Consider the following 13,043-nt stretch of genomic DNA (forward strand, 5'->3'; position numbering starts at 1 on the left):
CGTGGACATCGACATGAGCGCCCTGCGGGGCTTGGTACGGGAGAAGGAGATCTCCTTCCCCCTGCTGGTCGAGGCGATCGAGTCGGCCCTCCTCATCGCCTACCACCGCACCGAGGGAAGCCGCCGCCACGCGCGCGTGGAGCTCAACCGGGAGACCGGCCATGTGACCGTGTGGGCGAAGGAGGACCCCGACGACCTCGAGGAGGGCCAGGAGCCCCGCGAGTTCGACGACACCCCGTCCGGTTTCGGCCGTATCGCCGCCACCACGGCCAAGCAGGTCATCCTGCAGCGCCTGCGCGACGCCGAGGACGACGCGACGCTCGGCGAGTACGCCGGCCGCGAGGGCGACATCGTCACCGGCGTGGTCCAGCAGGGCCGCGACCCGAAGAACGTGCTCGTCGACATCGGCAAGCTCGAGGCGATCCTGCCGGTGCAGGAGCAGGTGCCGGGGGAGACCTACCCGCACGGCATGCGGCTGCGCAGCTACGTGGTCCGGGTCGCCAAGGGCGTCCGCGGCCCGTCCGTGACGCTGTCGCGCACGCACCCCAATCTGGTGAAGAAGCTCTTCGCGCTGGAGGTGCCGGAGATCGCCGACGGGTCGGTGGAGATCGCCGCGATCGCCCGTGAGGCCGGTCACCGCACGAAGATCGCCGTACGGTCCACGCGGTCGGGCCTGAACGCCAAGGGCGCCTGCATCGGCCCCATGGGCGGCCGTGTGCGCAACGTCATGGGAGAGCTGAACGGCGAGAAGATCGACATCGTCGACTGGTCGGAGGACCCGGCCGACATGGTGGCGAACGCGCTGTCCCCGGCCCGGGTCTCCAAGGTGGAGATCGTGGACATGGCGACCCGGTCGGCCCGGGTGACGGTGCCCGACTACCAGCTGTCCCTGGCCATCGGCAAGGAAGGGCAGAACGCCCGCCTCGCGGCCCGGCTGACCGGCTGGCGGATCGACATCCGCCCGGACACGGAGCCGGCCGGGAGCAACTCCGAGGAATAGATCCAAGCCGCGCATCGTTCAGATCACGACAGGTTCCCGCGCGGCATCTGTTCGAATCCTGCCCCAAAGGGGTGAGGAGCGTACGGGGAGGTAGACTTAACGGTGTCTGGCCGGACGCGTGCCCGCGCATGCCCTGAACGCACCTGTGTGGGGTGTCGGGAGCGAGCGGCCAAGGCCGAACTGTTGCGGATCGTAGCGATCAAGGACGCATGCGTTCCTGATCCACGCGGTACGCTGCCCGGCCGGGGTGCGTACGTACACCCCGCACCGGTCTGTCTCGACCAGGCGGTACGCCGCCGGGCGTTCCCGCGGGCACTGCGCGTCCCGGGGCCGCTCGACACAAAGGCGTTGCGCCGATACGTCGGGCAGACAACAGTTGCCGAGCAGGCAACACGGTAAGACGTGCCGTACGGAACCCCGTGCGGCTAGGTACCTCGCGAGTCGAAAGCAGGTCGAGATTGCGATGAGCACTCGATGAGTACGCGATGAGTACGCCCATGAACTAGCGACGGTCCGGACGCAACCCGGACCTCAAAGGAGCGAAGTGGCTAAGGTCCGGGTCTACGAACTCGCCAAGGAGTTCGGTGTCGAGAGCAAGGTCGTCATGGCCAAGCTCCAGGAACTCGGTGAATTCGTCCGTTCGGCGTCTTCGACGATCGAAGCGCCTGTCGTACGCAAGCTGACGGACGCCCTCCAGCAGGGCAGCGGAGGCGGCAAGTCCGCCCCTGCCCGCAAGGCTGCCCCGGCTAAGCCGGGCGCCCCCTCTCCCGCGCAGGCTGCCCGTCCGGCCGCCCCGCGCCCGCCGGCCCCCAAGCCGGCCGCCGCCGAGAAGCCCGCGGCTCCCGCCGCGCCGGCCGCTCCCGGCCCCCGTCCCACCCCGGGCCCGAAGCCCGCGCCGCGGCCCGCCCCGGCGTCCCCGGCTCCGACCACGCCCGAGTTCACCGCACCCCCGTCGGCTCCCGCCGCGCCGTCCACGCCGCAGGGCTCCGGACCGCGTCCGGGCGCCCCGCGTCCGGCCGGCCAGGCGCCGCGTCCGGGTGCTCCCCGCCAGGGTGGTCCCGGCCAGGGTGGTCCCGGCCAGGGAGGCCAGGGCCGTGGTGACCGCGGTGACCGTCCCGGCGCTCCGCGTCAGGGCGGCGGCGCCGCGCGTCCCGGTGCCCGTCCGGCCGGTCCCCGTCCCGGCAACAACCCGTTCACCTCTGGTGGCTCCACCGGTATGGCGCGCCCGCAGGCGCCCCGTCCGGGCGGTGCCCCGCGTCCGGGCGGCCCCGGTGCGCCCGGCGGCGCCCCGCGTCCGCAGGGCCAGGGCCAGGGCGGTCCCCGTCCGCAGGGTGCCGGCGGCGGTCCTCGTCCGCAGGCTCCGGGCGGCGCGCGTCCGACCCCGGGCGGCATGCCCCGCCCGCAGGGCGGCGGCCCGCGTCCCGGCGGCGGCCCCGGCGGCCCTCGTCCCAACCCCGGCATGATGCCGCAGCGTCCGGCTGCCGGCCCGCGTCCCGGTGGCGGTGGCCCCGGCGGCCGTGGTCCCGGTGGCGGCGGTCGTCCCGGTGGCGGCGGTGGCGGTCGCCCGGGTGGCGGCGGCTTCGCCGGTCGTCCCGGTGGCGGCGGTGGCGGTTTCGCCGGTCGTCCCGGTGGTCCCGGTGGCGGTGGCGGCGGTTTCGCCGGTCGTCCCGGTGGTCCCGGCGGCGGTGGCCGTCCCGGCTTCGGTGGCCGTCCCGGCGGTCCCGGTGGCCGTGGTGGCACGCAGGGTGCGTTCGGCCGTCCCGGCGGTCCGGCGCGTCGTGGCCGCAAGTCGAAGCGGCAGAGGCGCCAGGAGTACGAGGCCATGCAGGCCCCGTCGGTCGGCGGTGTGATGCTGCCTCGCGGCAACGGCGAGACCGTTCGCCTGTCGCGAGGTGCCTCGCTCACCGACTTCGCGGAGAAGATCAACGCCAACCCGGCGTCGCTCGTCGCGGTCATGATGAACCTCGGCGAGATGGTCACGGCCACGCAGTCCGTCTCCGACGAGACGCTCCACCTCCTTGCCGGCGAGATGAACTACACGGTTCAGATCGTCAGCCCGGAGGAGGAGGACCGCGAGCTCCTGGAGTCCTTCGACATCGAGTTCGGCGAGGACGAGGGCGACGAGGAGGACCTGATGGTCCGCCCGCCGGTCGTCACCGTCATGGGTCACGTCGACCACGGTAAGACCCGGCTCCTCGACGCCATCCGCAAGACGAACGTCATCGCGGGCGAGGCCGGCGGCATCACCCAGCACATCGGTGCCTACCAGGTCGCGACCGAGGTCAACGAAGAAGAGCGCAAGATCACCTTCATCGACACCCCGGGTCACGAGGCGTTCACCGCCATGCGTGCCCGTGGTGCGAGGTCGACCGACATCGCGATCCTGGTCGTCGCGGCCAACGACGGCGTCATGCCGCAGACGGTCGAGGCGCTCAACCACGCCAAGGCGGCCGAGGTCCCGATCGTCGTCGCGGTCAACAAGATCGACGTCGAGGGCGCGGACCCGACCAAGGTGCGCGGTCAGCTGACCGAGTACGGCCTCGTGGCCGAGGAGTACGGCGGCGACACCATGTTCGTCGACATCTCCGCCAAGCAGGGTCTGCACATCGACTCCCTGCTGGAGGCCGTGGTCCTCACGGCCGATGCCTCGCTCGACCTGCGGGCCAACCCGCACCAGGACGCGCAGGGCATCTCGATCGAGTCCCGTCTCGACCGCGGCCGTGGTGCCGTGTCGACGGTCCTCGTCCAGCGCGGCACGCTGCGGGTCGGCGACACCATGGTGGTCGGCGACGCGTACGGCCGAGTCCGGGCGATGCACGACGACAACGGCAACAGCGTTGCCGAGGCCGGTCCGTCGACGCCGGTTCAGGTCCTGGGCCTGACCAACGTCCCGGGCGCGGGCGACAACTTCCTGGTGGTCGACGAGGACCGTACGGCCCGTCAGATCGCCGAGAAGCGCGCCGCCCGTGAGCGCAACGCCGCGTTCGCCAAGCGCACGCGTCGTGTCTCGCTCGAGGACCTGGACAAGGTGCTCAAGGCCGGCGAGGTCCAGCAGCTGAACCTGATCATCAAGGGTGACGCTTCCGGATCCGTCGAGGCCCTCGAGTCCTCGCTGCTCCAGCTGGACGTCGGCGAAGAGGTCGACATCCGCGTCCTGCACCGCGGCGTCGGTGCGGTCACGGAGTCCGACATCGACCTGGCCATGGGCTCCGACGCCATCGTCATCGGCTTCAACGTGCGCGCCGCAGGGCGTGCGCAGCAGATGGCCGAGCGCGAGGGTGTCGACGTCCGGTACTACTCGGTCATCTACCAGGCGATCGAGGAGATCGAGGCGGCCCTCAAGGGCATGCTCAAGCCGGAGTACGAAGAGGTCGAGCTCGGTACGGCGGAGATCCGCGAGGTCTTCAAGTCGTCCAAGCTGGGCAACATCGCGGGTGTTCTCATCCGCTCCGGCGAGGTCAAGCGCAACACCAAGGCGCGCCTCATCCGCGACGGCAAGGTGGTCGCGGAGAGCCTCAACATCGAGGGCCTGCGTCGCTTCAAGGACGACGTCACCGAGATCCGCGAAGGGTTCGAGGGCGGTATCAACCTCGGCAACTTCAACGACATCAAGGTCGACGACGTCATCGCGACGTACGAGATGCGCGAGAAGCCGCGCGCCTGAGCGCTCGGGCTTCCGAGACGGTCCGGTCCGGGGCCGGTCGACGGAGAGTAATTTCCGTCGATCGGCCCCGGCCGTTCGTTGTACGGTTCTGATGTCCCTGCCACGAGGATGGCAGGGCCATCGATCCCGTACCGGCGGGTCATCCGGACACACATGTACGTGGGGACTCTGTCCTTCGACCTGCTCCTCGGCGACGTACGGTCGCTGAAGGAGAAGCGCTCCGTCGTCCGCCCCATCGTCGCCGAGCTCCATCGCAAGTACGCGGTGAGCGCGGCCGAGGTGGACCACATGGACCTCCATCGCAGGGCCGTCATCGGACTCGCGTTGGTGTCCGGCGATGCGGGGCACCTGAGCGACGTGCTCGACCGGTGCGAACGGCTGGTCGCCGGCCGGCCCGAGGTGGAGTTGCTGTCCGTCAGGCGGCGCTTCCACGGCGAAGACGACTGACGAACCGAGAACGACCCAGACAGGAAAGAACGGGAGACGGACCAGTGGCCGACAACGCGCGGGCTAAAAGGCTGGCGGACCTCATCCGAGAGGTGGTGGCCCAGAAGCTGCAGCGCGGGATCAAGGACCCGCGGCTCGGCTCGCACGTCACCATCACGGACACCCGGGTCACGGGTGACCTCAGGGAGGCGACCGTCTTCTACACGGTGTACGGGGACGACGAGGAGCGCGCGGCGGCCGCCGCCGGCCTGGAGAGCGCCAAGGGCGTTCTGCGTTCCGAGGTCGGCCGGGCCGCCGGTGTGAAGTTCACGCCGACCCTGGCCTTCGTCATGGACGCCCTCCCGGACAACGCCCGCACCATCGAGAGCCTCCTCGACAAGGCGCGCCAGTCCGACGAGAAGGTGCGCGAGGCGTCCGCGGGCGCGAAGTACGCCGGTGACGCCGACCCGTACCGCAAGCCCGACGAGGACGACGAGACGGACGACAGCACCGAATGACCCAGAAGCACACCACGCCCGACGGCCTTGTCATCGTCGACAAGCCGTCGGGCTTCACTTCGCACGACGTCGTCGCCAAGATGCGCGGCATCGCCAGAACGCGACGCGTCGGGCACGCCGGCACCCTCGACCCGATGGCGACGGGTGTCCTCGTCCTCGGCGTCGAGAAGGCCACCAAACTCCTCGGCCACCTCGCGCTGACCGAGAAGGAGTACCTGGGCACCATCCGGCTCGGGCAGAACACCCTCACGGACGACGCCGAGGGGGAGATCACCTCCGCCACGGACGCCTCCGAGGTCACCCGCGACGCCATCGACGCCGGCATCGCCGAGCTGACCGGCGACATCATGCAGGTGCCGTCCAAGGTCAGCGCCATCAAGATCAACGGCGTGCGGTCCTACAAGCGGGCCCGTGACGGGGAGGAGTTCGAGATCCCGGCCCGGCCCGTCACGGTCTCCTCGTTCGGCGTGCACGACGTACGGGAAGCCGTCGCCGACGACGGCACCGCCGTACTCGACCTGGTCGTCTCGGTCGTCTGCTCCTCCGGCACCTACATCCGGGCCCTGGCCCGCGACCTGGGCGCCGGCCTGGGCGTCGGCGGTCACCTCACCGCGCTGCGCCGCACCCGCGTCGGCCCCTACAAGCTGGACGCGGCCCGCACCCTCGACCAGCTCCAGCAGGAACTGACCGTGATGCCGGTCGCCGAGGCCGCCACGGCCGCGTTCCCCCGCTGGGACGTCGACGCACGGCGGGCCAAGCTCCTCACCAACGGCGTACGGCTGGAGATGCCCGAGACGTACGCGGGCTCCGGCCCCGTCGCCGTCTTCGACCCGGAGGGCCGCTTCCTCGCGCTCGTCGAGGAGCAGCGGGGCAAGGCAAAAAGCCTGGCCGTGTTCGCCTGAGGCAGGGACCGGCGATCCGCCCGTGGAGCGGCGGCCACGGGGTACCTCCACTGCCGCCGCTCCACGGTCCCCCCTCGGTTCCCCCACCCCTAGGGTGTATCCAGCCGCCCCCGTTCCTTCACCCGTCCGAGCGGGCGCTCGGAGTGAACCGGGGGAGCGGAAGGGGGCGCTTTCGCAGAGCGCTCTGTCCCGCTGATCATCCCGCCCGTACTGTCGAACACGAGGGCACGGGTGTACGGCGGGGAGGCTCGACGATGGCGTCGCGGAACCGGTCCCGGGAAGCGGACGACAGCCCACAAGGCTCCCCGGACCGCCCCGGAACAGCAGGGCACGAGGACTCGGCGATCCCCGGCGACGCCCTCGTCCGTATTCACGATCCGGCCGGCCGCCCCCGCGGCACCGGCTTCCTGGCCGACCACCACGGCACGCTGATCACCAGCCACGAGGCCGTCGACGGCCTGCCCCGGCTCGTCCTGTACGGCGCCGGGGACCGCCGCCGGGTGGTGGCCGCCGACGCGGTCACCCCGCTGCCCGCGCTGGACCTGGCCCTCGTACGGACCGAGGGGCTCGGCGTGCCGCCGCTGCCCGTCACCGTGCGCGGCGGGGCCGAAACCGGCGCCTATGTGCGGATCGCCGCCGGCGGCTGGCGCGAGGCGCGGGTGCTGGGCTCGACCCCCGTGACCTACGCGGCCACGGACCGCTTCCACCGCCTCGACGACGCGCTGGAACTGGCGGTCGGCACGGCTGGGCGGGACGCGCTGCGGCTGGGCGGCGGAGCGGCCGGCGGGCCCGTGCTCGACGCCGTGACCGGCGCGGTGGTGGGGGTGCTCGGCACCGCCCTCAGCTCCGATCACCGCGACGTCGGGTTCGCCGTACCGCTGCATGCGCGGGTCGCCGGAGCGGGGGGCCCGCTCGCCGGACTGCTCGCCGAGAACTCGGCGACGGTCCCCGCCTACGGCGCGGACCTCAATCTGGCCGGGGTGCTGGAGCTGACCGGTACATCGGTGGGACTGGACGGCCCGCCCGGCGGTACCGGTGTCCCGCACCCGGTCGAACGGGTGGCCGTGGCGGCCGAGTTCGCCGCGTTCACGGGAGGCCCGGCGACCGTGCTCGGCCTCGTCGGACCACCGGGCAGCGGCCGTACGACGGAACTCGCGGCGCTCGCCGCGCGGCGCCGGCGGGACGGGCAGCCCACGCTGTGGCTGCGCGGCTGTGAACTACGGGACGGCGACAGGTCGGTGGCGGACGCGGCCCGCCGGGCGCTGGACCGGGCTGCTCCCGCCGTGGCCGCCGCCTCCGCCCGGGCAGACCTGGGCGACACCACGCCCGAGCGCCTCGCCCGGCTCGCCCACGCCCTGGGCCGCCCTCTGCTGCTCCTTCTCGACGGCCCCGAGGAGATGCCACCGGCTCTGGCCCGCCGTCTGACCGACTGGACGGACGGGACCACGCGGTGGCTGCGGGAGTCGGGAGCCCGGCTGGTGGTGGCGTGCCGGACGGAGTACTGGGAGACCGCGTCCTTCCCGGCGGAGCGGTGCGTGCGTCTCGGCGACTTCACCGAGGACGAGGCCCGGGAGGCGTGCCGGAGCCACGGCATCCCCGATGGTGCTCTCGTCCCGGCCGACGCCCGGCATCCCCTCACCCTCGGTCTGCTCGCCGAGGTCCGGGCGGCCGTCACCGGGCCCCTGGGCGGTGTCCGCGAAGTCCCGCCTGCCCGGCCTCGCCCGGCACGCCCTCTCGCCGCACCGGGCGAACGCCCGGGGACCAGTACGCGGGCGCCCGCCCGGCACGCCGAGGGCACGCTGCCCCAGGCTCTCGACTCCGCTCGAGCAGGGGGTACCCCCATGACGCCGCAGGGTCCGACCTCCGGGCGGACGGCGGGACTTCGCGGGCACCCCCTGGAGGCGGCCGCGGCCGACCGGAACGACGTCTTCGCGGCCTACCTGGACCTGATGTGCCTGCGCGTCGCCGAGCGGCTGGCCGCCGGCAACGGCCTGCACGGCACGGCCGTCCGCCGACTCGCCGCCCGGGTCGCCGGGCAGGTGCACGAGGCCGCCCGGCGCAGCCTCGGCCCGGGGCCGGGAGACCTGGACCGGGAGTCGTTCGAGGCGGTGTTCCCCTGGGGGGCCGCCCCGGCGCGGCTCGGCGGCTGCTCGGGCTGGGCGCCGGCCGTGCTCGCCGAGGGCCTGCTCGTGCCCGCCGGACCCGGCTACCGCTTCGCGCACGAAGGGCTCGCCGACTGGCTCCAGGGCACGCACCTCGACCTCGACGAGGCGCTGCAGGCCCTCGTCCACCGCGGCGATGACACGCAGCCCGCCCCCGTGCCGCACCACCGCATCGGGCCGGTCGTCCAGGCCCTGCTGTACCTCGCCCGCCAGCACGGCGCCGGTCGGCTGGCCTCCCGCCTGGCGGACCTGGTGCACGCCCTGGACGCCGATCCACGTTCCTGGTGGGCCGCCCGGCTGCTCGCCGGAACGCTGTCGGCCCTGCCCGACGCGACGCCGTACACCGCAGTGCTGCGGCTGCTCGCCGACCGGATCGTGGCCTGGCGGCGGCAGGAGCGGCCCGTGCCGCAGGAGGTCGGGCCCGGCTTCTGGACCGGCGTACGGCTCCCGGAGGAGGCACGCTGCGCCCTGCTGCGGCGGCTGGTCCACGCCGACGGGCCGCCTTGCGAGGCCGGACCCCGTTTCCTGGACGCCGTCGCCGGACTCCTCGCCGCCGACCCCACCGCCGTGCAACCGCAGCTCGCCCGCTGGTTCGACGACGAGCAGCCGCTGCCCGCCACCCCGCACGCGACCGTGGCCACGGCCGCGCAGGCGCTGCTGCACACCCACCGCCACGCTGCCCCGGACGATCTGGCCGACGTGCTCGTCGACCGCGAGCACCGTCGGGCCGACGAACTCCTCGCCGTGCTGGCCGAGGAGGAGCCGTCGGCGGTGTGCCGGGCCGTCGACCGGTGGGCGCGCGACGAGCGGCCCGCGCGGCGCAGCGCCGCGGTGGCGCACGGACTGCGGGTCGCGCCGCACGTGAGCACCGGAGGCGACCGCGCCCTCCTGCGCTACGCGGCCCTCACCGTGCTCGCCCGCCCCGCGGACCACGCCCTGCACGGTGGCGCACTCGCCCTCCTCGTCCAGGACCCGCACACCCGCTCCCGCTACCTCTCGCGGGCGCTGGAGTACTTCGCGGCGGGCGACCCTCGGTTCTCGCCGGACGCGCTGGCCGGCGCCCTCCTGACCGACCCCGAGCCGGTCCTCGGGGCCTTCGCGGCCCGGCTGGAGCGGCCGGATCCGGAGGAGGCGCTGCGGGCACTCGCCGACGCCACCCCGCCCGGCCTGGCCCGGCGGGTCGCCGCGCTGGTGTGCCGGGCGGCTCGACTGCGGCCGGAACTCGCCGGGCAGGTGGCCGCGTACGCTGACCAGCGGCTCGACCGGGGCACCGCCGCCCGGCCCGTGCTCCTGCCGCTGGTCACCGGCCTGCTGGAGGACGGCCCGGTGCGGCTGCGCTGCGCCCTCGCCGCCGTCCTCACCCCGCCCGGCATCCCCGCCTCGCGTCCGCTGCGCCGCGAACTGCGCGACGCGCTCCTGTCCCGCGAGCACGACACCGACGTCCTGGACGCACTGCTGCACGCCGCCGCCCGCAACGGCGGTGACGACCTGCGCGACCTCGTCCACCGCATCGGACTGCTCCTCGTGCGCACCCCGGAGGGCGCCACCCGCTTTGACCGGGCCCTGGTCGACCTGGGCCGGCACGTGCCCGGCTTCGCCGCCCGCGCGGCCGCCTGGCTGGCCGACGCGCCCGAGGAGTGGGCGGCGCTGGTCGGGCCGAGTTCCCACCGGATGATCGAGAACCTGGCCGGCGCGGGCGTCCCCGTGTGACCGGCCTGCCGGGCCCCGGGCGCAACACGGTGTCGTGCGCCCTGTCACAGCCCCCATGCCGATGCGGGCAGGGGGCACCCGGCATGGCACCCTTAGTCCTGCGCACGAGGCAATCACGGACAACCGACCGGACACGGGTTCGACGAGCTTTCGACAAGGAGCAGGCACAGTGCAGCGCTGGCGTGGCTTGGAGGACATCCCCCAGGACTGGGGGCGCAGCGTCGTCACCATCGGCTCCTACGATGGAGTGCACCGCGGGCACCAGCTGATCATCCGGCATGCCGTGGACCGCGCCCGGGAGCTGGGCGTGCCCGCCGTCGTCGTCACCTTCGACCCGCACCCCAGCGAGGTCGTCCGCCCCGGCAGCCACCCGCCGCTGCTCGCCCCGCACCACCGCCGCGCCGAACTCATGGCCGGCCTGGGCGTGGACGCGGTGCTCATCCTCCCCTTCACGACCGAGTTCTCGAAGCTGTCCCCGGCCGACTTCGTCGTCAAGGTCCTGGTCGACAAGCTGCACGCCAAGGCGGTCGTCGAGGGCCCCAACTTCCGCTTCGGCCACAAGGCCGCCGGGAACGTGGAGTTCCTGTCCACGCAGGGCAAGACCTACGACTTCGAGGTCGAGGTCGTCGACCTGTACGTGACCGGCGAGGCGGGCGGCGGCGAGCCGTTCTCCTCCACGCTGACACGGCGACTGGTCGCCGAGGGCGACGTCACGGGCGCGGCCGAGATCCTGGGCCGTCCGCACCGGGTCGAGGGCGTCGTCGTCCGAGGTGCCCAGCGCGGGCGCGAAATGGGCTTCCCCACGGCCAACGTCGAGACGCTGCCGCACACCGCCATCCCGGCCGACGGGGTGTACGCCGGCTGGCTGCACACCCAGGGCGAAGCGATGCCGGCCGCGATCTCCGTGGGGACGAATCCGCAGTTCGAGGGGACCGAGCGCACGGTGGAGGCGTACGCCATCGACCGGGTGGGGCTCGACCTGTACGGCCTCCATGTCGCCGTCGACTTCCTGTCGTTCGTACGGGGGCAGGCCAGGTTCGACACGCTGGACGCGCTGCTGGAGCAGATGGCCGAGGACGTCAAGCGCTGCCGGGAACTGGTGGCGGCGGCCGAGCGGTCCGCCTGACCTCCCTGGCACCTCCGCGTACTCGTTACGCGGCCTCGTCCGGGTGGAGGGCGTCGAGGATGAGGGCGAGACCGAAGGCGAACTCGTCGGCGTAGTCGTAGCCGGGCTTGAGGACGTGTTCGGCGGCCAGTTCGGTGAGGTGGGGGTAGGTGTCGGCGGGCATGTCGCGCACGATGGCGCCCGCCACCTCGTCCAGCTCGGCGGCGCCTCTGAACGGCAGGCTCAGCTCCTGGAGCACGAACCCGTACAGATAGCTGTCGATCAGCGAGACGGCGTGCGCGGTCATGGGGACGGAGAATCCGCCGGCGCGCAGCGTTCCGATGACGGCGTCGTGATGGCGCAGGGTCGCCGGGCCGGGCTGGGAGCGGGAGTCCATGAGGCCGACGGCCCAGGGGTGGCGCCGCAGGACGGCACGGGCGGAGTCCGCGCGGTGGCGCAGAGCACTCTTCCAGTCCGTGTCGCGCGGCGGTAGGTCGATCTCGCCGAACACCGCGTCCACCATGCCGTCGAGGATGTCCTCCCGGCCCGCGACGTGGTGGTAGAGCGACATCGCCTCGACGCCGAGTGGTTCGGCGATGGCCCGCATGGTGAGCGCGTTCGCCCCCTTCTCGTCCGCCACCGCCACCGCCGTGCGGATCACGCGCTCGCGACTGAGCGGGGTGCGTGCCGACGCCCCCCGCCGGCCCTTGTTTCCCGCGCCCATCCGGCCCTCCTGCCCGCTTCCGTCGTGTACTCCCCTTGACCGCCTTACAGCATAAGGCTAGCTTGCCTTACAACATAAGGTAGGCATCCCGGCGAAGGGGGCTGCGCCATGGACACGGAACGCGTGCAGAAGGTCTGCGTCATCGGGGCCTCGGGGAAGCTCGGGCAGTACATGGTCCGGCACGCGCTGGAGCGCGGCTATGAGGTGGTCGGGGTGTGCCGGGAACGCAGTGTGCCGAAGCTGGCCGCGTTCGAAGGCCGGATCACCGTCGTCCCCGGAGACACGAACGACCCGGAGGTGATCCGGCGGGCCGTCGCCGGGTGCGACGGGGTGCTGACGGTGCTGGTGCCGTGGGGTGTACGGCAGTACGCGTCGGGCACGGCCCAGGCGGTGCTCGACCACGCGCGGCCGGGCGCGCGCCTGGTCTTCTCCTGCGGCTGGCACATCACCCGCGACGGCAAAGACACGTACTCACGGCTGTTCACCCTGGGCGTCCGGATCGCCACCGTGCTGGCCAAGCTGGTCCGCGCCGTCGAACTCGACGACCAGGTCGAGGCATGCCGGCGGGTGTTCGCCGGCGACACCCGGTGGACCGTGGTGCGCGGCAGCTCCCTGGAGGAGGGCGAGAGCCAGGGCCTGCCCGTGTGGAGCCGGCACGTGGGCGACCCGGTACTGGCCAGCAACCTGACGCGGCGGGTGGACTTCGCCCTGTTCATGGTGGAAGCGCTCACCGACGACACGCTCGTCCAGGAGGCCCCGGCGATCGTCGGCTGCCGCACCCCCAGCGCCCTCGCCCACGCCGGGGAGTCTCACACCTAGCAGGGCCGTCCCG

The 13,043-nt window shown here is 73.0% G+C and carries 10 protein-coding genes; 9 read left to right on the forward strand and 1 reads right to left on the reverse strand.

What is annotated here, in order from left to right; genetic code table 11:
- Window position 1 precedes the first annotated feature (1 nt).
- The 8 genes from nusA to IO24_RS0123090 all read left to right on the forward strand — a co-directional run bounded on the left by nusA (window position 2) and on the right by IO24_RS0123090 (window position 11,508).
- Window positions 2-1,000, forward strand: coding sequence for a transcription termination factor NusA (nusA, locus tag IO24_RS0123055; protein ID WP_031138323.1), 999 nt, complete (start codon window positions 2-4; stop codon window positions 998-1,000).
- 102 nt (window positions 1,001-1,102) lie between these two features.
- Window positions 1,103-1,399 carry a YlxR family protein gene (locus IO24_RS43275; protein WP_078899363.1) on the forward strand — a complete coding sequence of 99 codons (297 nt, stop codon included), beginning with the start codon at window positions 1,103-1,105 and terminating at the stop codon, window positions 1,397-1,399.
- A gap of 145 nt (window positions 1,400-1,544) precedes the next feature.
- Window positions 1,545-4,664, forward strand: coding sequence for a translation initiation factor IF-2 (gene infB, locus IO24_RS43280; RefSeq protein WP_078899364.1), 3,120 nt, complete (start codon window positions 1,545-1,547; stop codon window positions 4,662-4,664).
- A 153-nt stretch (window positions 4,665-4,817) separates the two neighbouring features.
- Window positions 4,818-5,111 (forward strand): DUF503 domain-containing protein, encoded by a 294-nt coding sequence (locus IO24_RS0123070; protein WP_031138330.1) that lies wholly within the window; start codon window positions 4,818-4,820, stop codon window positions 5,109-5,111.
- A 44-nt stretch (window positions 5,112-5,155) separates the two neighbouring features.
- Window positions 5,156-5,608, forward strand: coding sequence for a 30S ribosome-binding factor RbfA (rbfA, locus tag IO24_RS0123075; RefSeq protein ID WP_031138332.1), 453 nt, complete (start codon window positions 5,156-5,158; stop codon window positions 5,606-5,608).
- Complete coding sequence (gene truB, locus IO24_RS0123080; RefSeq protein WP_031138334.1) at window positions 5,605-6,510, forward strand: tRNA pseudouridine(55) synthase TruB; 906 nt, start codon at window positions 5,605-5,607, stop codon at window positions 6,508-6,510. The genes rbfA and truB overlap by 4 nt, the downstream gene beginning before the upstream one ends.
- A 254-nt stretch (window positions 6,511-6,764) precedes the next feature.
- Entirely contained in the window at window positions 6,765-10,382 is a 3,618-nt protein-coding gene (locus IO24_RS0123085) for a trypsin-like peptidase domain-containing protein (protein ID WP_031138336.1), read from the forward strand.
- 169 nt (window positions 10,383-10,551) lie between these two features.
- Complete coding sequence (locus tag IO24_RS0123090; RefSeq protein ID WP_031138338.1) at window positions 10,552-11,508, forward strand: bifunctional riboflavin kinase/FAD synthetase; 957 nt, start codon at window positions 10,552-10,554, stop codon at window positions 11,506-11,508.
- Window positions 11,509-11,533: 25 nt separating this feature from the next.
- On the opposite strand, the gene IO24_RS0123095 is transcribed toward IO24_RS0123090, so the two are convergent.
- Complete coding sequence (locus IO24_RS0123095; protein ID WP_031138340.1) at window positions 11,534-12,211, reverse strand: TetR/AcrR family transcriptional regulator; 678 nt, start codon at window positions 12,209-12,211, stop codon at window positions 11,534-11,536.
- Between the two features lie 108 nt (window positions 12,212-12,319).
- Here IO24_RS0123095 and IO24_RS0123100 point away from each other — a divergent pair, with 108 nt between their 5' ends.
- A complete protein-coding gene (locus IO24_RS0123100) occupies window positions 12,320-13,030 on the forward strand; it encodes an NAD(P)-dependent oxidoreductase (RefSeq protein WP_031138342.1) in 711 nt (236 codons plus the stop codon).
- Window positions 13,031-13,043 lie beyond the last annotated feature (13 nt).

Source organism: Streptomyces flavovariabilis, from assembly GCF_000725785.1.
Lineage (GTDB): Bacteria > Actinomycetota > Actinomycetes > Streptomycetales > Streptomycetaceae > Streptomyces > Streptomyces hawaiiensis.